Origin of the sequence: Nocardia sp. NPDC050413 (assembly GCF_040655475.1) — a bacterium.
GTDB classification, from domain to species: Bacteria; Actinomycetota; Actinomycetes; order Mycobacteriales; family Mycobacteriaceae; genus Nocardia; species Nocardia coubleae.
Genome location: NZ_JBFAJZ010000002.1, coordinates 315,952 through 336,225, shown reverse-complemented (window position 1 = coordinate 336,225; position 20,274 = coordinate 315,952). Strand labels below are relative to the sequence as shown.

General features: G+C 68.2%; 18 protein-coding genes and 4 tRNA genes. 12 read left to right on the top strand and 10 right to left on the bottom strand.

The window, feature by feature from the left end; all coding sequences use genetic code 11:
- Window positions 1–132: 132 nt before the first annotated feature.
- The 3 genes from AB0I19_RS07565 to AB0I19_RS07555 all read left to right on the top strand — a co-directional run bounded on the left by AB0I19_RS07565 (window position 133) and on the right by AB0I19_RS07555 (window position 2,834).
- Window positions 133–1,398 carry an FAD-dependent oxidoreductase gene (locus AB0I19_RS07565; protein ID WP_357145788.1) on the top strand — a complete coding sequence of 422 codons (1,266 nt, stop codon included), beginning with the start codon at window positions 133–135 and terminating at the stop codon, window positions 1,396–1,398.
- Between the two features lie 63 nt (window positions 1,399–1,461).
- Window positions 1,462–2,301 (top strand): alpha/beta fold hydrolase, encoded by an 840-nt coding sequence (locus AB0I19_RS07560; protein ID WP_357145786.1) that lies wholly within the window; start codon window positions 1,462–1,464, stop codon window positions 2,299–2,301.
- Entirely contained in the window at window positions 2,298–2,834 is a 537-nt protein-coding gene (locus AB0I19_RS07555) for a TetR/AcrR family transcriptional regulator (protein ID WP_357145783.1), read from the top strand. The genes AB0I19_RS07560 and AB0I19_RS07555 overlap by 4 nt, the downstream gene beginning before the upstream one ends.
- A 46-nt stretch (window positions 2,835–2,880) precedes the next feature.
- Here AB0I19_RS07555 and AB0I19_RS07550 read toward each other — a convergent pair whose 3' ends face one another.
- The gene (locus tag AB0I19_RS07550; protein WP_357145781.1) at window positions 2,881–3,669 is read right to left on the bottom strand and encodes an alpha/beta hydrolase; all 789 of its coding nucleotides are present in this window, start codon (window positions 3,667–3,669) and stop codon (window positions 2,881–2,883) included.
- Between the two features lie 80 nt (window positions 3,670–3,749).
- Window positions 3,750–4,574 (bottom strand): alpha/beta hydrolase, encoded by an 825-nt coding sequence (locus tag AB0I19_RS07545; protein WP_357145778.1) that lies wholly within the window; start codon window positions 4,572–4,574, stop codon window positions 3,750–3,752.
- Window positions 4,575–4,748: 174 nt separating this feature from the next.
- On the opposite strand from AB0I19_RS07545, the gene AB0I19_RS07540 reads away from it, so the two are divergent.
- Window positions 4,749–7,475: an AAA family ATPase gene (locus AB0I19_RS07540; protein WP_357145775.1), complete on the top strand. Its 2,727-nt coding sequence runs from the start codon at window positions 4,749–4,751 to the stop codon at window positions 7,473–7,475.
- A 224-nt stretch (window positions 7,476–7,699) separates the two neighbouring features.
- On the top strand, window positions 7,700–9,073 hold the full coding sequence (locus tag AB0I19_RS07535; RefSeq protein WP_357145772.1) for a cutinase family protein: 1,374 nt from the start codon (window positions 7,700–7,702) through the stop codon (window positions 9,071–9,073).
- A gap of 65 nt (window positions 9,074–9,138) precedes the next feature.
- On the opposite strand, the gene AB0I19_RS07530 is transcribed toward AB0I19_RS07535, so the two are convergent.
- From AB0I19_RS07530 to AB0I19_RS07510, 5 genes are all read right to left on the bottom strand, one after another.
- The gene (locus tag AB0I19_RS07530) at window positions 9,139–9,351 is read right to left on the bottom strand and encodes a helix-turn-helix transcriptional regulator (protein ID WP_225280548.1); all 213 of its coding nucleotides are present in this window, start codon (window positions 9,349–9,351) and stop codon (window positions 9,139–9,141) included.
- A 198-nt stretch (window positions 9,352–9,549) separates the two neighbouring features.
- Entirely contained in the window at window positions 9,550–10,524 is a 975-nt protein-coding gene (locus AB0I19_RS07525; RefSeq protein ID WP_357145768.1) for a helix-turn-helix domain-containing protein, read from the bottom strand.
- Between the two features lie 175 nt (window positions 10,525–10,699).
- Entirely contained in the window at window positions 10,700–11,332 is a 633-nt protein-coding gene (locus AB0I19_RS07520; protein WP_357145766.1) for a GNAT family protein, read from the bottom strand.
- Complete coding sequence (locus AB0I19_RS07515) at window positions 11,329–12,507, bottom strand: ThiF family adenylyltransferase (RefSeq protein WP_357145763.1); 1,179 nt, start codon at window positions 12,505–12,507, stop codon at window positions 11,329–11,331. The genes AB0I19_RS07520 and AB0I19_RS07515 overlap by 4 nt, the downstream gene beginning before the upstream one ends.
- Before the next feature lie 393 nt (window positions 12,508–12,900).
- A complete protein-coding gene (locus AB0I19_RS07510) occupies window positions 12,901–13,449 on the bottom strand; it encodes an NAD(P)H-dependent oxidoreductase (protein ID WP_357145760.1) in 549 nt (182 codons plus the stop codon).
- A 74-nt stretch (window positions 13,450–13,523) separates the two neighbouring features.
- Between AB0I19_RS07510 and AB0I19_RS07505 the strand changes: the two genes are divergently transcribed.
- A complete protein-coding gene (locus AB0I19_RS07505; RefSeq protein WP_357145757.1) occupies window positions 13,524–14,444 on the top strand; it encodes a LysR family transcriptional regulator in 921 nt (306 codons plus the stop codon).
- Window positions 14,445–14,508: 64 nt separating this feature from the next.
- Here AB0I19_RS07505 and AB0I19_RS07500 read toward each other — a convergent pair.
- Window positions 14,509–14,580 (bottom strand) — tRNA-Val (locus AB0I19_RS07500).
- A 327-nt stretch (window positions 14,581–14,907) separates the two neighbouring features.
- Here AB0I19_RS07500 and AB0I19_RS07495 point away from each other — a divergent pair.
- The 3 genes from AB0I19_RS07495 to AB0I19_RS07485 all read left to right on the top strand — a co-directional run bounded on the left by AB0I19_RS07495 (window position 14,908) and on the right by AB0I19_RS07485 (window position 15,171).
- Window positions 14,908–14,979 (top strand) — tRNA-Gly (locus AB0I19_RS07495).
- 45 nt (window positions 14,980–15,024) lie between these two features.
- A tRNA-Cys gene (locus AB0I19_RS07490) sits at window positions 15,025–15,095 on the top strand.
- 1 nt (window position 15,096) lies between these two features.
- Window positions 15,097–15,171, top strand: a tRNA-Val gene (locus tag AB0I19_RS07485).
- Between the two features lie 51 nt (window positions 15,172–15,222).
- Here AB0I19_RS07485 and AB0I19_RS07480 read toward each other — a convergent pair.
- Window positions 15,223–16,152, bottom strand: coding sequence for a zinc-binding dehydrogenase (locus AB0I19_RS07480; RefSeq protein WP_357145754.1), 930 nt, complete (start codon window positions 16,150–16,152; stop codon window positions 15,223–15,225).
- A gap of 113 nt (window positions 16,153–16,265) precedes the next feature.
- Here AB0I19_RS07480 and AB0I19_RS07475 point away from each other — a divergent pair, with 113 nt between their 5' ends.
- The 3 genes from AB0I19_RS07475 to AB0I19_RS07465 all read left to right on the top strand — a co-directional run bounded on the left by AB0I19_RS07475 (window position 16,266) and on the right by AB0I19_RS07465 (window position 19,328).
- The gene (locus tag AB0I19_RS07475; RefSeq protein WP_357145753.1) at window positions 16,266–16,907 is read left to right on the top strand and encodes a TetR family transcriptional regulator; all 642 of its coding nucleotides are present in this window, start codon (window positions 16,266–16,268) and stop codon (window positions 16,905–16,907) included.
- A 102-nt stretch (window positions 16,908–17,009) separates the two neighbouring features.
- Window positions 17,010–18,083, top strand: coding sequence for a phospho-N-acetylmuramoyl-pentapeptide-transferase (mraY, locus tag AB0I19_RS07470; protein WP_357145750.1), 1,074 nt, complete (start codon window positions 17,010–17,012; stop codon window positions 18,081–18,083).
- A gap of 39 nt (window positions 18,084–18,122) precedes the next feature.
- Complete coding sequence (locus AB0I19_RS07465; protein ID WP_357145747.1) at window positions 18,123–19,328, top strand: hypothetical protein; 1,206 nt, start codon at window positions 18,123–18,125, stop codon at window positions 19,326–19,328.
- Here AB0I19_RS07465 and AB0I19_RS07460 read toward each other — a convergent pair.
- Window positions 19,267–20,220, bottom strand: coding sequence for a hypothetical protein (locus tag AB0I19_RS07460; protein WP_243749689.1), 954 nt, complete (start codon window positions 20,218–20,220; stop codon window positions 19,267–19,269). The two genes, AB0I19_RS07465 and AB0I19_RS07460, sit on opposite strands and share 62 nt — an antisense overlap.
- Window positions 20,221–20,274: the final 54 nt, after the last annotated feature.

Here is a 20,274-nt window from a genome sequence, read left to right as displayed (position 1 = left end):
CACTCGACAAGCGGCAGCGACGATCCCAGTTCTCGGCGACCGCCGTGATCGGCCGGGACGGCACCACCCACGCCGACATGCTCGACGTCATGCTTCCCCGGACGTCGCAGCGGCCGGGACTACCCTCGAAAAATGGCCTCTACCTCGCACGACGAGCACGGATCCACGACGCTCACCGTCGTCGGCGACCTGTGGTCACCAGCGTGTGCGGCGGTCCGGACATTCCTCAGCCGCAACGAAATCGCTTGCCGTTGGATACAACCCGCCGACCCGGAGGCGCGGCGACTGCTGGCCGACCACGGGTTCGGTGCCGAGGACACGCCCGTCTTGATCGACTCCGCCGGACGGGCCCTGCGACCGACGGACGAGGCACAGCTGGCGCGATGGGTCGGATTACACACCGAACCCAGCTCCGGCGACTACGACCTGATGATCGTCGGCGGCGGCCCGGCGGGTATGGCGGCCGCCGTCTACGGCGCGTCGGAAGGGTTGCACACCGTCGCGCTCGAGCAGTGGGCGATCGGTGGGCAGGCCGGGCTGAGCTCCCGGATCGAGAACTATCTCGGTTTCCCGGACGGCATCTCCGGCGCCCAGCTCACCGACCGCGCACGGCGTCAGGCGGGCAAGTTCGGCGCCGAGCTGGTGATCAGTTCCCGCGCCGAGCGACTCGACGTCACTCCGAACGGCTTCACCGTGCGGTGCACGGGCGGCCTCGAGGTGTCGGCGAAATCGGTGATCATCGCGACCGGCGCCACCTTCCGCACCCTCGACGCACCCGGCATAGACCGGTTCGCCGGGCGCGGCGTGTACTACTTCTCGGCACTCACCGAGGCGCCGCTGTGCGCGGGGTCCGTGGTGTACATCGTCGGCGGCGCGAACTCGGCCGGGCAGGCGGCGATCTACTTCGCCGAGAGTGCGGCCCGGGTGATCATGCTGATCCGCGGCTCGTCGCCGGCCGCCGAGATGTCGGCCTATCTCATCGAGCAGATCGAGGCGAACCCACGCATCGAGGTCCGCCTCGACACCGAGATCGCGGCCGCCGCAGGCAACACCCACCTCGAACGCCTCACTCTGCGCACTCGCAGCACCGGCGCACTGGAAGAAGTCCCCGCCACCTGGCTGTTCGCCTTCATCGGCGCCGACCCCGCCACCAAGTGGCTCGGCCCGGCTTTCGCCCGCGACGCCAAGGGCTACCTCCTCACCGGCCCCGACATCGCCACCGTCGTCGGCGATTCCTCCCCCTGGCCGCTCCCCCGCCCACCCCTGCACCTGGAAACCACCGTCCCCGGTGTCTTCGCCGCAGGCGATGTCCGCGCCTTCACCGGCCACCGGGTAGCCGCCGCTGTCGGCGAGGGTTCCATGGCCGTGATGCTGGTCCACAAATACCTGCACGACTGACACATCGGCCTTGACCGACCGGTCGGTCATTCCTATGCTGGTGTCGAGCGATCGGAGGGGATCATGCGGGTATCCGTCGAGACCAGATATGGCGCGGTGGCCGTGCATCTGAGTGGGCGCGAGCCGGGTGAGCGGACGGGATTGCTTCTCCTGCATGCCAATCCGGGTGGTCATCGTGATTTCGCCGCCGTCGTGCCTGCGTTGGGTGAGCAGTGGCCGGTGGCCGCGCTCGATTGGCCCGGATTCGGTGATTCGACGGTGTCCGACCCTGCGGCACTGCGAACGCCGGTGCTGCCGATGATCGCGAGCCGCGTTCTCGAAGTACTGCGGGCCGAGCACGGTTTCGGGTCCGTGGTCGTGCTCGGTAACAGTGTCGGCGGGTACGCCGCCGCACGGCTGGCCGAACGCGAACCCGAGCATGTGCGTGCCGCTGTGCTCGTGCAACCGGCCGGATTCGTGCCCCATGGCCTTGCTGTGCGGGCGACGTCGCGGTTCATGTCGGCGCACGCTGTCGCCGCGCGCACGGTGGGGCCCGCCGCACGCCTCTACCTCGGGCCGCCCGGTCGCGGCGCCGTGCGCCCGGTCCTCGAACGCGCACGCCGGGTGCGCGACGACCCGCAGCGGCTGACGGTGTACCGCAGGCTCTGGGCGACCATCGCCGACCCCGATCTCGATCTGGCCGCGAACGGACCGCTGCCGATCCAGGTCCCGGTCCAGGTGGTGTGGGGCCGCAATGATCCGATCAATCCGTGGGTGCTCAACCGGCGCGGTCTCGCGACAGCTCTGCCGCACGCCGAGGTCGCGGTCCTTCCCACCCGGCACGAACCCTTCTGTGAGGCGCCACAGCTGTTCCTCGATACGGTGACACCGTTTCTGTGTGCGCACAGCGAGGTGAACCGATGAGATCTCCGGAGCCCGGGCGTCGCGCCCTGCTCGATGCGGGCCGTGCCCTGCTCGGCAGCGAGAACCTGAGCAAGGTGTCGGTCAGTGCCATCACGGCCGGGGCAGGCATGGCCAAAGGCAGCTTCTACCAGCACTGGCCCAGCCGCGAGGAGTACCTCCTCGCCCTGCACCGCGAGTTCCACGACACCCTCTTCGCCCGTGTCCGGGCCGCCATCGCCGACCTCCCGCCCGGCGCCGAACGCCTGCGCACCGGCATCGATGTCTACCTGGACGGTTGCCTGGCCGACCCGGCCACCAAAGCCCTGCTGGTCCAGGCGCGTACCGATGCGGGCCTGGGCAGCGAAGTCGCCCACCGCAACGCCCTGGCCGCCGACATCGCCACCCAGGACCTGACCGCGATCGGCTGGCCCGACCCCCACCCCGTCGCCGTCCTCCTCATCGCCGCGATCGCCGAAACCGCCCTCCTGGAACTCGACGCCACCGCCCCCCGCCCCGACCTGCGCGCGGCACTGCTCGGATTGGCCGAGCGCTGACCGTGCCGTGTGAACGGTTCACACAGCGCAGTCAGCAGTCCAGTGGTCAGTTGCCCGCGGTCGCGGCCTCGACGATGACCTTCGCTACCGCAGCGGGCTGAGAAACGGCGAGCGCGTGCGAGGCGCCCTGGATCTCGACTACCGCACGGGCGTTCGCGCGCTCGGCCATGAATCGGTGCGCCGCGACCGGGATGTTGTAGTCGGCGTCCGGGAACACGAACCAGGACGGCACGGACTTCCAACTCGGCGAACCGGACTTCCCGTTGAGCGCGCGGTCGTTGAGCGGCCGCTGGGTGGCGGCGTCACGGGCGGCCTGGGCCGCGGGCACATCGGCGGCGAACTGGTGATGGAACTTGCCGGGCTGAATGTAGAGGTCCGTGCTGCCGTCGGGCAGCGCCACCTTGTTCAGCGTTTCCCCGAGCGTGCTGCCGGGAAACCTGCCCGACAACTCCGCAATGGTCTCTCCTTCCTCGGGAGCGAAAGCCGCGACGTAGACCAGACTCTTGATCTTGGGATCGTGAACCTGGGAGATGACCTGGCCGCCGTAGGAGTGCCCGACCAGCACGACCGGCCCGTCGATCGAGGCCACCACACTGCGAACGGTGTCGGCGTCACCGGAAACGCTGCGTAGCGGGTTACCGGCGGCGATGCTGGTGAGCCCCTGCTGATCGAGCGTGTCGATCACGCCGTTCCAGCTGCTGGACTCGGCGAAGGCGCCATGGACGAGGACGACGGTCGGCTTGACGGGGGCAGGCTCCGCGGCGGCGCAACCGGCGCCGGCGACGGTGAGACCCAAGGCGACCGCGGTGAGTTTGAAGACGGTGGTGATTCGCATAACGATTCCTCGAGGAGAGCAGTGCGGGACGAGCGGATGTTGTCTGCGAGCGGTCGGTCGATGACGAACCCTCGGATGGTTCAGTGCGCGAGGAAAGCGAGCAGGTCGGCTTCGAACGCGGTGCGAAATTCGCCGTAAAGCCCATGCGGCGCATTCGGATACACGCGCAGCGTCGCGTTCTTGATCAGTTCGGCAGATCGCATCGCCGAGGCGTGCAGCGGGACGATCTGGTCGTCGTCCCCGTGCGCCACCAGCACCGGCACGTCGATCCCCCGCAGATCGTCGGTGAAGTCGGTCTCGGAGAACTGGGCGACGCACTCGTAGGCGGCGCGGACCCCCACCTGCATGCCGAGCCGCCAGAACGCATGGCGGGCACCGTCGGAACCGATCGCCTCGGGCCGGTCGAAGCCGTAGAAGGTTTCGCTCAGATCCCAGTAGAACTGCGAACGATCGGCGGCGACGCCGGCACGGATACCGTCGAAGACTCCCCGGTCGATACCGTCGGGATTGGTTTCGGACTTGATCATCACCGGGGGCACGGCGCCGAGCAACACCGCCTTGGCAACCCGGCCGCTACCGTGACGGCCCAGATACCGCACGACTTCGCCGCCACCGGTGGAGTGGCCGACCAGCACCGCGTCGTTCAGGTCCAGGTGCTCCATCAGCTCGCCCAGATCGTCGGCGTAGCGGTCCATGGTGTTGCCGTCCCAGGTCTGACTCGATCGACCGTGGCCGCGGCGGTCGTGGGCGATGGCACGGTAGCCGTGCTCGGCCACCAATCGCGCCTGGTCGTCCCAGGCGTCGGCACTCAGTGGCCAACCGTGGCTGAAGACGACCGGGCGGCCGGTCCCCCAGTCCTTGAAGAAGATCTCGGCGCCGTCGGAAGTGGTGAAAGTGTTCGTCATGGGAGAAAAATTACGAGCAGACCCACCCTGGGCGAATCAGTCGAACGACTGCACCGACGACTGAGTCTCGAAGCTGGTCGACGACTCAGTCGTCCTCCGCATTACTGCATCTGCCTGCGACGTCGCATTGTGAAACCGTACGGTTTCTGTCAGAATCTCGCAGTGATCGGTGAGATGTCCCAGTCGGTTTTGATCGGCCGCGACCGGTACTCGGCAGTATTGGGAGATCTGCTGGCTCGAGCTGTCGCCGGAAAAGGCTCGGCGCTGATCCTTCGTGGGCCCGCCGGTATCGGAAAGTCGGCGCTGCTGAACAGGATCCGGGAGGTGGCTACCGACCAGCACCTGACTGTCGTCGCCGCGGTCGGTGTCGAGAACGAAGCGGGACTGCCGTTCGCGGCGTTGCACCAGCTGCTGCGTCCCCTCCACTCGCAGATGGCCAAGCTTCCCGTGTCTCATCAACGCTCGCTGCGCGCGGCGTTCGGCCTGGAAGACGGATCCCCCGACCTGTATGCCGTGGCGCTGGCCGCGCTGCAACTGGTCGGTGAGGCCGCCGCGGTTCATCCGACGATCCTGATCCTCGACGACCTGCAGTGGCTCGACAGCTGCAGCGCCGATGTACTCAGCTTCCTCGCGCGCCGCATCGGCAGCGACGCGGTCCTCGTACTCGGCGCCGCCCGCACCGGGTCGGAGGATTCCGTCCGCCTGGCAGGGTTACCGGAGATCACGGTCGAACCGCTCGACGAACCGGCCGCCGCCGCTCTACTCGAGGCGCAAGCGCCCACGCTGTCGAGCACCGTGCGCCACCGGCTGCTCAGCCAAGCCGCCGGAAATCCGTTGGCGCTCATCGAATTACCCCGCGCGATGCGTCAGACCACCGATCGGCTGACCGAGGATTTCCCGTTGACCGCCCGCCTCGAAGCCGCCTTCGCCACGCGGTCGGCCGAACTCAGCGAGCCTGCCCGGGTCCTGCTCGTCGTCCTGGCCGCCGATGTCGGCTGCGACGCGGGCAGGCTGTTGCGGGCGGCCACCGCTCTCCTCGGTGCCCCGGTCGGTCCGGGACACCTGCAAGAAACCATCGACGCCGGCCTGGTCGAGCTGGCGGGTCCGCTCCTGCGTTTCCGGCATCCGCTGATGCGTTCGGCGACCTATGTCCGGGCACCGCTGACGCAGCGGCTCGGCGCACACTCGATCCTGGCGGAGGTGCTCTCGGACTTCCCCGACAGACAGCTCTGGCATCGTGCCGCCGCCACCCTCGGTACCGACGACGTTATCGCCGCGCAGCTCGAAGACTATGCGCAGCGTTCGCGAGCTCGCGGCGCGATCATGGCCGCGGTCGCCGCCCTGGACCGTGCGGCGGAGATGGCCGAGCGCCCCGAACGCACGACTGCCCTGCTCCTGCAGGCCGCGGAACTCGCGAGCGAGACCGGCGCCCGACGCGAGGCCGTAGACCTGCTGGATCGGGCCGACCTCAGCGCACTCGGGCCGATCGAAAGGGGGCGCTTGGCGGCGGTCGAGGAAGTCGTCAGATTCCAGCGCTACGGCGACTCCGACCGCCGCATCCGGGAGCTCGTCGGCATCGCCGCCGACGTGCACGCGGCGGGAAACACCGATCTGGCAGCGGGGGTCCTGTGGTGTGCCGCCGCGCGCTGCTCGTCCCAGGACGCCGACGAGGTATCGCGTAAAAGGATTGCCGACCGATTGGATTCCCTCGGCTTGCCCGCACACGATCCCCGCGTCCTCGCGGTAGGCGCGCTCAGCATGCCGTGGGAGCGCGGCGCGGGGATCCTCGCGCACCTCGATCAGCTCGACCCCGATCGCACCGATGCGGACGCTCTGCGTTCGCTCGGCTTCACCGCGCTGTTCCTCGGCGATTTCCGCCGCGGCATGGCCTACATCGATGATGCGGCTATGGTCAGCCGCAACCAGGGCCGACTCGGGCTGCTCTCGGGCATTCTCGGCGCGGGGAATTGGACTCGTATCTGGCTCGGCGAATGGGACAGGGTCCGTGCCGAATCCGAGGAGGCATGCACGTTCGCCGAGGAGAACGGCCAGGAGTTCTATGCCGCCACCGGTCGCGCCAATCTGGCCATGGTCGCCGCGTTGCGCGGTGAAACCGAACTGGCCACCGAGCATCTACGCGCGGTCGGCGCCAGTCCGTTGTCCACCGGAATGCGGTGTATCCAGATCGTCGCGCAGCAGACCCGCGCGGTGCTGCTGCTGTTGTCCGGGCGAGCCGAGGACGCGTTCGTGGCGCTGATCCGGGTCTTCGATCCGAACGACCCGGTGAGTCACCCCATGCAATGTTGGTGGGTGGCCCCAGAACTCGCCGACGCCGCCGTATCCTCCGGGAACATCAGTCTCGCGAGGGAGGTACTGGCCGATCTGCCGCGGCTCGCGCAGCGGGTACCCGCCTCGATGCTCCTTGTCGTCGACGAGTACTGCCGCGCCGTACTCGCCGACGACGCCGATGCCGACACCGCCTACACCGCCGCTGTCCACGGTCATGCGGGCACGTGGCCGCTGTACCGCGCCCGGCTGCAACTCCATCACGGTCGCCGATTGCGCCGGCTACGCCGCACCGCCGAAGCCCGTGAACCGCTACGCGAGGCACGCGACACCTTCGACGCCCTCGGCGCCGACCCGTGGGCACAAGCAGCCCGCACCGAACTCCGCGCCGCGGGCGAGGCCAGCGCCCGCCGCTCCCCTTCCGCCCGCGATCAACTCACCGCCCAGGAACTTCAGATCGCCACCTTGGCGGCCGAGGGACTCACCAACCGTCAGATCGCGGAACGACTCTACCTGTCCCACCGCACGGTGGGCTCGCATCTCTACCGCATCTATCCACGGCTGGGGATCGCCAGCCGGGTCGAACTCGTCGCCGCACTCTCCACGATCGGCTGAGCCGCACAGCGAGATCCGTACGCGCTACCTGTGCCGACGGTGCACGACTCGACCTCTGATGGACGACACCAGTCGCACCGTGCCCGCTGTCAGGATCAAATCTGAAATGAAACTGTGCCTGAAAGTGTCGACGTAACCGGCGGCGGGTGGCGAGAATTGGTCACGACGGGTCGGCACGGTTCGGCAGCGTCGCGAATATCCTTCGGCAACAGAGGAATTGGTCGATGAACAAGTTGTCGAGATTCAGTGTGGTTGTGCTGGCCGTCGCGGTTGTCGCGGTCGGGACCGCGGCGGTCGGTGTCGCGCGGGCGGAAACGCCTGGCGCGCAGCCCTGTACCCCGTATACGGCGATTCTGGCGCCGGGGACCTGGGAGACGACGCCGGACGCCGATCCCGAGGTGCCCGTCGGGATGCTGCGGCCGGTCGGCGAGGGCCTGCGACAGCGGTTCGGGCGTGACATCACGGTGCTCTACGTCCCTTATGCCGCAAGCGCTTTCGATCTGGGGTTGAGCTACGCGGAGTCGCTGAGCACCCTGGAATCCCGTTTGGACCGTATGCTGCGCGGCCTGTGCGACTCGACGAGGGTCGTCTTGGCCGGTTACAGCCAGGGCGCGGACGGTGTCGGTGATCTCGCGACCGCGATCGGCCATGGTGACGGTCCCATCGATGCCGATCGAGTGGTCGGTGTGGGGCTGCTCGCCGATCCACATCGCGATCCGGATACCACGCTCTCCCTGGGTGATCCGCAGCCCGGCTACGGTATCGCCGGGGCCCGGGACCGCGATTTCGGCGCGTTGACAGACCGGGTTCGCACTCTGTGCGCGGACGGCGATCTGTACTGTGCCCTCGATTCGGCCACCTCCCCGTTCCTCGCCGTGGTCGGCCGCGTACTCAGTGGCGATCCCGGGCCGATCGCGAACCTCGTTCCCCCTACGGTCGATCCGAACAATCTGATCGCGCAAGCGGTCACGATGGGGGCCGGATGGACTGCCACCGCGGCGAACCTGCCGACCATCACCGACAACCTGACCCGCCTCCCGGAGTTCATCGCGGCGGGCGATATCCGCAGCGCGCGCCGGGCCGCGGATGCCCTGAACGCCGCCCTGTCGCCCTTGGTCCAGGCCGCCGCGGGTGTGGATCGTGTGCTGGTCGCCGAGGTGGTCCGCGCGGCTGCCGCCGTCGACCCCACCGGACGGACGGCGGCTGTCGGTGTCATCGCCGACGCCCTCGCGCACATCGACCTGCTCGGTATTGCCGACAGAGCGGGCCGAACTCAAGAATCTCTCTGGCGTGCGGTCGAATCCCTCGACCGCAACGACCACCTCGGGGCCGCTGCCGAACTGGCGTCCTTGATCGCCGACGGCGCCGACCTCACCGGCTCCGTGTTCGGCCCGGTCGCCGCGGGCATCCGCGCCGACCTGCACGCGACCACCCGAACCCTGCTGAGCCTCACCGACCCTGCCACCACCGAGGAACTCGCCCAACTGGCTCGCCAAGGTGTGGACATGGCCAACTTCTACGCCTCCCGCGCCCACATCGACTACGCCGACGACGTCCCTGTCCTCCTGAGCTACCTGAGCTCACAGGTCGTTTCGTAGCCTGGGGCGAACACCGACCGTTGCGCCGACCCGACCTGCCTCGAGCCGGCGCAACGGCATTCAGATCAGCACGACACCGCGTCTCCGACAGACCTGTCGAGACGCACCCCGAGCACCCTCGACAACTCGCAGACATTGTCGGCACTGGGTGTCACCACACCGCGTTCCCAGCGGCTGATCTGGTTTCCGTCCGCAATTCCGATCCAGTCGGCCAACTCCGCCTGGGTGAATCCGGAGGCCATCCTTGCCGCCCGAATCGCTTTGCCGATCGCCGACATGGTCTCCCCTCTCTCTCGATGCCCTCGGCACGGACCGCATCGGCACGGGTGTCCATCGGCGAACACTCGAACTCCTAATGCGGTCTCGCGCAGCCACATTCGAAAGGTATCGGGGAATCGGCCTGTGAAGGAGTCTGTGACTGCACGGCCACTGACTGTGCACGCACAAACGTACGTGCATTCGGACGCCGAATCCGGCTATTTCGGAGGGTTGTCCGGATCGGTGGCGCTGCGGCGCCAGTCTCGTGGTGTCATGCCGAACGCCTCGCGGAATCGCCGGGCGAAATGCGCGGCGTCGCGGAAGCCGACGGCCCCGGCCACCGCACCGATGGACCGGTGCGCGTAGCCCCTGTCGACCAGCATGTCACGAGCCCGGACCAGGCGTTGCTCGATGATCCACTGCTCGAGGCTGATCCCGGACTGGGCGCACACCTTGTACAGATGCCGCACGGAGATGTTGTTGGCGGCGGCGATCGCGGGGATCTTCAAGGTCGAATCGGACAGGTGTGTCCGCACATACCCGAGGATCTGCTCGATCAGCAGTTGCTCCGGGATGGCGGCACCGTCGCCCGGCCCGCGACCGGCCGCCGAGATCAGCAGCGCCCGAACCATTTCCAGGCACGACTCGCCCACCGAGGCGGCGGCCGGATCGGTTTCGAGCTGGTCGGCGATCCGGACGAGATGCTGGATCTGTGCCGTGACCATGGGATACAGCGGCGATGCCGCCAGCCGCCCGTGGGCCGCGACGACCGTTTCCGGGGAGATGCCGAGGCGTTCTCTCGACAGCTGCAGGCACAGCGTTCCGCCGAGGCCGTGCCAGCCGGAGGCGAAGGTGGTCGCCAGGTCGATCACTTCGCACGCGCCGGGTTCGATCAGCGTTTGCGCGCCGAATTGTTCGTGCCTGCGGACCTGCCCGTTCTGGACGGTGACCGTCAATGTGTCGCTCGGCGTTGTCCGCTCATGCCGCCTGGTCCGCCAGACCTGGTGACCGGATACCTCCGAACGGGTGAGCGCGATCGGGCCGAGCATCCAGGCCTGGTGCCTGCTGACCACTTCGGCGGGCGAATCCCACATCCGCAGGTTCGCCCCGATATCGGCTTCCTGCAGGATGGCGGTGACCGCCTCTCGCCGGTCCGCCGGCGTGAAGTAGTCGGAATCGATCAGCACTGCCATCGGTGATCTCCACTTCGGATCCTCGCCGGCGGTGGAGACCCTCCCGTCGCCGGCCGCTGCGCGCATCGGGTGGTGGCAATTCGGGCAAAGGTGATTGCACGGGGGCCTGTAGTCGGCGATGTTATCGCGCCGACGCGAGTCCGGAGCCCGATTCGGCAGGGTCGCGCAAGGGATTTCAGCGCCCGGCGGCGGCGTGTTCCCTTGTCTCGGCGGGCCGCGATGCGAGGATTCGACGTTCGGCGGCGGTCGCCGTCGCAGCCCATTCCGGTCGCAACGCCGCATAGGTGCACACATCGCGCCACTGGCCCTGGGTGCGATACAGCTGCCGCAGCCGCGCCTCCGGTGTCAAGCCCACTCCCGCCATCACCGTGTCCATCACGGGATGATCGTGCCGATGGCCCGCCCAGACCCGGTGGATGCCGAGCGGCCCGAAGGCGAATGCCGCCATGAGCCGTCCGGCCTCGATACCGCCCGCGCGCAGCGAACCTTCCGGAACGACGACCAGACCGCCGATCATCGCGTTGCTGCCGAAGTCCTCCACCAGCAGGCCGATGGTGCCGACCATGGTGTCGTCGTCCGGCGCGGTGATCGCCAATGTGTACTTGCGCCGCGGAGTTTCGCCCCGGGAGCGCAGGGCGGCGTCGAACGACGCGGCGGCCGCCTGGACGCTCAGGCTGTCGGTGCCCATGTATCGGGTCAGCTGTGGGTCGGTGAAGATCCGTTGGTAGACGTCGAGGTCGTCGGCTCGCAGATCACGCAGTCGCAGCCGCGCGCCGATCAGTTCCACGTTGCGCAGGTCGATGGTCATCGGACTTCCTCCATCGTCCGCACGAATTCCGGCGAGATCCCCTGTCCTAACGCGGGTATGAGTTCGTCGAGGTCGATATAGGTTCGCCCCGAGGGGATCAGCTCGCCGAGCAGGATGCGTCGAGCCGTGTCGGCGACCAGGGCACCGCCGAGCATCACGCCGGAGGCGAGTTGGGGCCAGCTGGACAGGCCGCGGCCGATCTCACCGATGGCGTCGCGCATCGCCGGGCTCAGCCGAGCTTCGTCGACCACCGTGAGCAGGAACGACAGCAGTTCGCCGCGATCCATCCGCGCGACATCGGACGAGGTGGAATCACCGATCCGGCCGTGGAACAGCGGGCGGTGGGGTTCGAGATCGAACCGTTCCACGTCGAGCAGTCCGCGATCGTTGGCGTCCATCAGGACCGGAATCCCTCGGCGCCGCGCGTATTCGCGAGCGGCGACTTTCGCCCACACCGTGTCGCATTCCTCGACCAGCAGATCCAGCGCAGCGGTGCCGTCGACGCCGTCGAAGAACGGCCCGATCGATTCCTCGGTCAGCCCGGTGGTGAACAGCTCGATGTCGAGATAGGGGTCGATCTCGAACATCTGGCGCGCCGCCAGCACGGCTTTGGAAACACCGAGATCACCCACCCCGGCCCGCAGCCGGTTCAGGTTCGACAGCCCGAGACTGTCGAAGTCGGCCAGCCGGAAGGACCCGCCGACTCCTTCCATGGCCAGCGTGACGGCCGCGCTGTTGCCCACCGAAAGGCCGACCACACCGATCCGCCGTCCACGCAGGTCGTGCTGCTGTGCCCGGTCGATCTTGTCGCGGTTGCGATCCGTGCGCAGCCGCTGGAAATCCTCGCGTGGCAACACATGCACCAGTCGGCCGTTCCACGGATAGAACACCCATGTCCCCCACCGCCACAGCGGCGTCTCGCCACTGATCCGGTGACGCGCCGCCGCCAGCGAGTCCGCCGAGTGGGCGACAGCGGGGTCCTCGCTGCGAATCAGTTCGTCGAGCTGATCTTCGATCGTGTCGTGCACCGCGCCGACAGCACTCGATGCCGCCAGCGCTTCCAGGTCACGCAGTCCTTCCCGGCTCGACGCGTCGAGCAGTACGGGACGGAATTGCGATGTCGCAGCGCCGGGCGTGAGTACCGCCGGACGCGGGACCGAGCGTTGCGGAACCATGTGCGCGCAGACCTCCGATTCTCATGAGGCCGAACGGATATCGATCGGCCCTGGCTATCAGGACGCGCAAAGGATACCTACAGCACACTTTCAGCAAACGCATCTCGGATCCCTCGGCATGGCGCGATCACGCCTCGGCCGAATTCGGGCATTCCGTACCGAACTGGCATGGGCTCCCCATGATCGCCGCGACGCCTGGTGAGGCGGGTGATCCGGCGCCCACCGGCCCCATTGATCGCACCGCGCCGCCCTCACCGCCGACCCACACAGTCACCCGACCCCCATCGCGCGCCCATCGGAAAACATAGCGGTCCAGAATGTGGAACGTCCGAATCCGGGTAACGCACGTTCACGGCCCAGGAGGCAGCATCGAGATGGCTACCCGCGAGTTCACTACCGAGCCGATGCGGTGGCCGATGCCAGTTGGGCAGCCACCCCGACCGCACGTCCCGCCTGATGGCGGGCTGCGGCCAGTGCGAACTCCGTCGGCGGGTCGCCGAAGCCGGCGACGTGTCCGGCGCCGTGGGGGTTGCCGGACCGCATCTGTTCGGCGGCAGGCACCGGCGCGGTGAAGCCGGGCGGCACGATGATCCCGCCCCAGTGAGTGAAGATCGTCGTGAAGGAGGCAAGAGTGGTCTCCTGGCCGCCGTGCGTGCTCGCGCTGGAGACGAAGGCTCCGTACACCTTGTCGGCCAGTCGGCCGGTCCGCCAGAGGTCGCCGGTGCCGTCGATGAACGTCTTGAGCCCGGCGGCGATCGTGCCGTAGTGACTGGGTGTCCCGAACAGGACGACATCGGCCCATTCCAGGTCGGCGTTGCCTGCCGCGTCCGCCGGGAGCAAGCGCACCTGGGCGCCCGCACCGGCGGCGCCCTCGGCCGCGGCTTCTGCCAGCTCCTTGATGCTCCCGGTGCGGCTGTAGTAGATCACTGCGACGTTGATCATCGGTACTCCTGTGTTCGAGCGAGGGCTGTCATGGGTAGTGACGGCCTCTCGATGCTGCGGCGCGGCCGGGCGGCGTGACCAATACCGACTGGGTCGGCGGCGATACCGCAGCGGTATCGACGGTGGTGGCGGCTGGTTACGATGCGCTGGTGGAGACCCGGGAGTTGCGCTACTTCGTCGCCGTCGCGGAGGAGTTGCACTTCGGGCGGGCGGCGCGGCGGCTCGCGATCGCGCAACCACCGCTGTCGCGGGCGATCCAGCGGCTCGAACGGCGACTGGGAACGGTTCTGCTGCGGCGCTCCGCTCGCGCGGTCGCGTTGACCGAGGCCGGATCGGTGCTGCTACGGGAGGCCAGGGTCGCGCTCGAGGCGGTCGAAGCCGCTGAGCGCCGTACTCGCCGGGCCGCTGCCGACCGCCCGGGTGTGGTGCTGGCCGCCAAGGCGGGTGCGTCGAGCGAACTGTTGTCGAGGCTGTTGGACGTTTACGCCGCCGAGGTCGGCGCTGTGCCTGTCGAGGTGGTGCTGTGCGGGCCCGGTGAACCGGAAGCCCTGTTGCGCAACGGGTCTGCCGATGTCGCTCTGCTGCATCGGCCGTACGACTCGACGGCTGGGTTCGACACCGAGGATCTGCATACCGAGCCGCAGGTCGTTGTGCTGCCCGCGGGGCACTCTGCGGCCGGCCGATCCCACCTGTCGATGACTGAGATCGGTGCCCTGTCGGATCTGCCCATACCGCGCTGGCTTCGGCGCGATGGAAGTTTCCCGGACGGCCCCGGCCCTGAGGTTCGCAATTACAGCCAGCTGATGCAGCTGATCGCGCTCGGGCGGGCTTGCGCGGTCGTACCCGAGTCGCTTCGGGCTCAGCTGAGCGACACGCTCGCGGTCGTGCCGGTGTCGGATGCGCCGCCTGTCACGACGGTCATCTGCTGGCCGCCGCACAGCAGATCCAAGGCTGTCGCCGACCTCGTCCGTATCGCGACGGGGCTGCGATCGTAAGCCGCCACCCGCAGGATACGAAAAAGCAGGCCCGCACCGAAAAGGTGTTGACCTGCTTCTTTTGTGGTCCTAGCTGGTTTCGAACCAGCGACCTTCCGCGTGTGAGGCGGACGCTCTCCCGCTGAGCTATAGGACCGGGATGGTTGCGAGGGGCTGTTTGTGCGGCCTCTCGAACGAGACGAAACATTAGCACGGGGTACCCGGGAGACACCAAATCGCCTTGTGAACGGGAAGTTCGGGGCGACGGGACCGGTAGACGGGAGGGACCGGAACGTGCGGGCGCGGCGCAGTACCCGAAGTTCGGCCACCCGTCATCGCCGCGCCACCGGACAACACGCATGTAATTCACATTTATGCCGTTTAACCAGGCGATTTGTAGTCTTCGCCGCGCGTCGGCTAATGTTCTCATCGCACCACGGAGAGCAGCAAAGCCCCCGGGACGAGCTCCTCTGGAAGTGTGAATGCGGATGTAGCGCAGTGGTAGCGCATCACCTTGCCAAGGTGAGGGTCGCGGGTTCGAATCCCGTCATCCGCTCGAGAGGTAGGTTAGGCACTAGCAATATGCCATCCTCCTTTGCGCGGTGGAGTGGCCGAGTGGTGAGGCAACGGCCTGCAAAGCCGTGCACACGGGTTCGATTCCCGTCTCCACCTCGCGCGATTAGCTCAGCGGGAGAGCGCTTCCCTGACACGGAAGAGGTCACTGGTTCAATCCCAGTATCGCGCACCACAAGTCAGGCCCCCTTTCGAGGGGGCCTGACTTGTTTGCGTCGCGGACCGGTCAGCCCAGCTCGAGGACGGCCTTGCCGTGCAGCCGGCGGTCCCGCAACGCCGTGACCGCCTCATCCGCGGCGGACCAGTCGCCTCGCCAGACCACCTGCGGGTCGAGAACGCCCGCGGCGACCCGGTCGGCGAGCCAGGTGAGATCACGGCCGAGATCGCGGCAGCCGAGCAGGAAGAACGTGACGATCGATCGGTCGTGCCTGCCCGCATCGCCGAAGAAGGTGCCGAACGGGAACTGCTCCGGCGCACCCGAAGCATGCCCGACCGAGACGAGCGTCCCGCCCTCCGCGAGCGACTCGAAGGCGGCAACCATCTGCGATCCCCCGACGAGGTCGATCACACCGTCGACGCGGCCATCGAGTTCCGTCGGGTCCGCTATCACCTGTCCGGCACCGAGCTCCCGCATGCTGTCGCCATACACATCCGGATTCGAGGTCACCGCGACGACCTCCGCACCACCCAGGCGTGCCAGCTGCACCGCGTAACGGCCGACCGCACCGGACGAACCGGTGACGAGAATCCTGCGCCCCAGCAACGGGCCGAGCCGGTGCAATGCGCGCAACGCCGACGCGCCCGCCACCGGCACTGTACTGAGGGCTGAGAGGTCGGCACCTACCGGTGCTACTCCGACGAATTCGGTATCCACAGTCCGCAATTCGGCCCAAGCACCGGCCGGTCCGAGCGTGACCACCGGCGTGCCCACAGCCGGTCCGGAACCGTCGGCAGCCGCACGCTCGACCACCCCCGACGCATCCCAACCCAGAACCGTGCCCGCGTCGGCGCCGGGAACGAGATGGGTCACCTCGCCGTGGTTCAACGAAGTCGCGGCAACCCGCACCAACACCTGATTCGGGGCCGGATCGGGGTCCGGGACCGATCCGAGGCGGAGTCCGGCGGGCGCGGAACGGTCGACCAGCAGTGCTCGCATATCCAAGGCCTTCTCTTGTGACAACACGGCAGATCAGCCGCGCAGCAAAAATGCCACTGAGTGGCAATTGCTGTCAAGTGGCATTCGCTGTCGGTCATCGCTACGCTGAGACGATGGACGTAGCGATAGACGAGTTGCCGCTGCGCGAACGGAAAAAGCTGCGAACCCGGCACGCGTTGATCGACTCCGCTCTCCGGCTGTTCACCGAGCGCGGGTTCGATGCCGTCACCCTGGACGAGCTGTGCGAGTCCGTCGAGATTTCCAAGCGCACGTTCTTCCGCACCTTTGCAGGCAAGGAAGACGTGGCGATGGCGCCACTGCAGGACATCTGGCTCGCCTTCCTGGAAGAGCTGGAACGCGGCGAGCCACGCGAAACCGAGCTCCTGCGCGTGCTCCGGGACGCGCTACTGGCCGCCGTCGACCGCGTCGCCGTCGGCGACTGGCCACGGCGCGCGGCGCTGAGCCATCGCCTCGTGGGCGTCACCCCGTCGATGGCCGGGCACAATCTGCAATTCTGCGATCGGACGAGCGGCGCGGCAGTCACCCTGCTGCACCGCCAACTGGAAGTGGGCGAGGACCGCACCCTGCATCTACGCCTCGCCGTCGACATCCTGGTCGCCGCGTTCCATTGCGCGCTCGGCGCGTGGACCGCCCACGACGACCGCACCGCCGAAGGATTGGCCACCGAAGTACGCCGCGCCCTCGATGCGGTCCCGGAGGTGCTGACCATGACCGTGCGACCGAAGAGCCTGTAACCCCGATCACTCCCGCGCCGCAACCCGGCGGCCTCCCCTAGGATCGGCACGGCGCCGCCGGGGCCGCAGCGGATGGCGGGACAGGCGGGACGGAGGGGCAATGTGAGACAGATCCTGTTGTCGGCGGGCATCGCCCTGTTCATCACCATCACGCTCACCCCGGTGCTCATCCGGGTGTTCGCGCGGCGCGGTTTCGGGCAGGAGATCCGGATCGACGGGCCCGCCAGCCACCACACCAAACGCGGCACACCGACGATGGGTGGTCTCGCCATCGGTGCTGGCGTGTGGGGCGGCTACCTGGGCTCGCACCTGATCGGAACACTGTGGGTCGCACCGGGTCCCAGCGCGTCGGGCGTTCTGGTGCTGCTGCTCGCCTCGGCGCTCGGCGTGGTCGGTTTTCTCGACGACTCGATCAAACTGCGCAAACACCGCAATCTCGGGCTCACCGCGGCGGGCAAATATCTGGGGCAGATCTCGGCGGCGGTCGTGTTCGCGGTGCTGGTGCTGCGATTCCCCGGCGCCACCGGACTCACTCCGGCGGGCCGCAACCTGTCGTATGTGCGTGACATCCCGACCATCACCTTCGCGTCGCTGTTCTTCGTGCTGTTCGTGGTGCTGCTGGTGGTCGCCTGGTCGAACGCGGTGAACATCACCGACGGGCTCGACGGCCTGGCCGCCGGGTCGATGACCCTGACCCTCGGCGCCTACGTGGTGATCACGCTGTGGCAGTACGACCACTCCTGCGAGATCACCCCCGGCCGCGCCTGCTACACCGTCCGCGACCCGCTGGACCTGGCGATGGTGAGCGCGGCCGGAGCCGCGGCCTGTGTCGGGTTCCTGTGGTGGAACGCCGCGCCCGCCAAGATCTTCATGGGCGACACGGGATCCCTCGGCCTCGGCGGTCTGCTGGCCGGGCTGTCGATCACCAGCCACACCGAACTGCTCGCGGTGGTGCTCGGTGGACTGTTCGTCGCCGAGATCATGTCGGTGGTGCTGCAGATCGTCGTCTTCCGCACCACCCACACCCGGCTGTTCCGGATGGCACCGTTCCACCACCATTTCGAACTCGACAACTGGCCGGAGACGACGGTCATCATCCGGTTCTGGGTGCTGGCGGGCATCGCCTCGGCGACGGGGCTGTGCCTGTTCTACAGCGAGTACCTGACGTCGCTGTGACACAACATTGTCGGTGTTCGCCGCTACGCTGACGCGATCATGAGAGAACCGGGCCACGACATCGCCGCCGACGTCTCGTTCGAGCTCGAGGAGCTCGACGAGCTGGTCGGCGAACTGCTCGTCGACCACGCCGAACGCGCGGCACGCGAGGCGCGGGTGGTCGGGCTGCGCCTGGGCATCGGCGGGCAGCGCCCGGAAACCCTTACCCGCGTCGGCGCCCGCTACGACCTCGCCCGCGACCGGGCCCGTCAGCTCTACACCAAGGCGATCGGGCGCATCCTGCGCGAGGCCACCCGATCCGGACACCGCTCCGCCGAGGTGTTCGCCCACCGATATCCGCGTGAGGCGGGCGATCTGCGCCTGGTGCGCACCCTGCTCACCGAGACCTACGCGACCGACACCGACCTGGTCGCCATGGAGTGGTCGTATCTGAAGTTGCGCCTGGCCGGACACGACCAGACCGACGCGCGGCGGGTCGCCGGTTATGTCATGCAGCGAATCCTGGGCTGGCAGAAGAAGACCGCGAGCATCCTCGCCAAACTGCACGCCCCGGACGACGACATCGACGACCTGGACGCCGTGCTGGCGGGTACCGACTGGCCGGACGGCTCCCCTGCCCCGTTACCCACCGTCTCGGCGCGGGTGGCCGATGCCGACGACGACGGGCGCGGCCGGTTCTACCTGGCCAAGGCCGGACGCGATGTCGCCTACGACTCGGCGCTGGTCGCCCGCCTGCTGCGCACGCTCGACGCCAGCCCGGCCGTCGCGGCATTCCAGGAGGAACCCGCCGCCCTCACCTACACGTTCGCGGGTGAGAACCACGTGCACTACCCCTCGGTCGCCGCCCGGCTCAGCGACGGCCGAACGGTGCTGATCGATGTGGTACCGCTGGGCCGGACCATGTTCCACCACAACAGGCTTCAGGCCGAACTGGTGCGCGCCCACGCCCACGAACGCGGCTGGGGTGCGCTCACCTGGACCGGCAGCGCGATCGGCACCGCACAACTACGCACCCGCCCGGTCGACGCGGCCGCCGAACAGCGCATCGCCGCCGATCTGGCCACCGGCCCCTACGACCGGGTCGCCCTCGCCGCCGTGCTCACCGAGACGGGCCTCGACCTACTCGACCTGGCCACCCTCGTACTGCGCAACGACTGGCAGTTCGACCGGTTGCCGATGCGGCTCAGCGCATCACCATCGCCCCGGCGAGCACCGCGACAACCAGCAGCATCGCGCAGCAGGTGAGCCACTGCCACTGATCGAGGGTGCGATCCATCCGGGTGATGGTGGCGCGCAGGCCCGCCGCGGTCCGCTGCTGGGCGACCAGCTCGCTGCGCAAGCCGGCCAGGGTGATGGCATGGGCGTCGGCGGCTGCGGCCGCGCGTTCGATGCGGTGATGCAGCCTGGTCACCAACCGCTGCTTGTCGCGCACGGCCTGCCGCGACACCGCCAGTTCCACTCGCTGGTCGCGCAATTGATTGCGCTGACGTTCGATCATCGCGGCCTGCGCCGCCGTGTGCTTTTCCCAGGTGCCCATCTCGGCCCACCCTCCGTTCATCACATCCACATGACCCCAGGCGATGTCGTCCGCCACCCAGCCCTCGAGGAACTCCCGCAGCGCCCAGCCCGCCCGCACCGGTGCGGCGAAACCCGACTCACCGGCGGTGAGCATGCCCTGATCGATACGGTATTCGGCACCGGCGGGCGCGAAGTCGGCGATACCGACCGCGGGCACCAGCGGCACCCAGTACCCGCGCGGGACCACCCACAGCACGTCGTCGATGCCCGCTTCGCGCAGGCGTTCGCGGTGCGCGCGGGCGGCGGTGATGTCGAGGGGGCCGCTGCGCACCTCGACCACGCCGCGCCGCTCGCCACGGCGCCAGTAGATGTCGACGGGGATATCGCCCACCCGGGCGTCCACCTGCGCCTCGTCGGCGCCCGCCGCCGTCAGCCTGCCACAGATCCAATGTTCGAGCCGCTGGGTATTCCATTGCTTCGCAACGCAATCGGGGCAACCACAGCCGTATCCGGTGCGTTCGGGCGCCGCGCGACGACCGCCCTCGGAGATCCCGAGTTCGTCGAGCAGCGCCCGCCGTCCGCACACCACCTGGGTGTCGCTTCGCCGCTTCGTCCTCACACCATCACTCCCTCACCAGGGCCTGCCGTACGCGCCGCGCCCACGACCTGCACT

Excerpts from the sequence above, each read along its gene's own strand:
- AB0I19_RS07465 (WP_357145747.1), top strand. The coding sequence starts at position 18,123 with ATGAGAGAACCGGGCCACGACATCGCCGCCGACGTCTCGTTCGAGCTC.
- AB0I19_RS07530 (WP_225280548.1), bottom strand. The coding sequence starts at position 9,351 with ATGTCGGCGATCGGCAAAGCGATTCGGGCGGCAAGGATGGCCTCCGGA.
- AB0I19_RS07550 (WP_357145781.1), bottom strand. The coding sequence starts at position 3,669 with ATGCGAATCACCACCGTCTTCAAACTCACCGCGGTCGCCTTGGGTCTC.
- AB0I19_RS07515 (WP_357145763.1), bottom strand. The coding sequence starts at position 12,507 with ATGGTTCCGCAACGCTCGGTCCCGCGTCCGGCGGTACTCACGCCCGGC.
- AB0I19_RS07540 (WP_357145775.1), top strand. The coding sequence starts at position 4,749 with ATGTCCCAGTCGGTTTTGATCGGCCGCGACCGGTACTCGGCAGTATTG.
- AB0I19_RS07560 (WP_357145786.1), top strand. The coding sequence starts at position 1,462 with ATGCGGGTATCCGTCGAGACCAGATATGGCGCGGTGGCCGTGCATCTG.
- AB0I19_RS07565 (WP_357145788.1), top strand. The coding sequence starts at position 133 with ATGGCCTCTACCTCGCACGACGAGCACGGATCCACGACGCTCACCGTC.
- AB0I19_RS07535 (WP_357145772.1), top strand. The coding sequence starts at position 7,700 with ATGAACAAGTTGTCGAGATTCAGTGTGGTTGTGCTGGCCGTCGCGGTT.
- AB0I19_RS07520 (WP_357145766.1), bottom strand. The coding sequence starts at position 11,332 with ATGACCATCGACCTGCGCAACGTGGAACTGATCGGCGCGCGGCTGCGA.
- AB0I19_RS07475 (WP_357145753.1), top strand. The coding sequence starts at position 16,266 with ATGGACGTAGCGATAGACGAGTTGCCGCTGCGCGAACGGAAAAAGCTG.
- AB0I19_RS07545 (WP_357145778.1), bottom strand. The coding sequence starts at position 4,574 with ATGACGAACACTTTCACCACTTCCGACGGCGCCGAGATCTTCTTCAAG.
- AB0I19_RS07510 (WP_357145760.1), bottom strand. The coding sequence starts at position 13,449 with ATGATCAACGTCGCAGTGATCTACTACAGCCGCACCGGGAGCATCAAG.
- AB0I19_RS07525 (WP_357145768.1), bottom strand. The coding sequence starts at position 10,524 with ATGGCAGTGCTGATCGATTCCGACTACTTCACGCCGGCGGACCGGCGA.
- AB0I19_RS07480 (WP_357145754.1), bottom strand. The coding sequence starts at position 16,152 with ATGCGAGCACTGCTGGTCGACCGTTCCGCGCCCGCCGGACTCCGCCTC.
- AB0I19_RS07555 (WP_357145783.1), top strand. The coding sequence starts at position 2,298 with ATGAGATCTCCGGAGCCCGGGCGTCGCGCCCTGCTCGATGCGGGCCGT.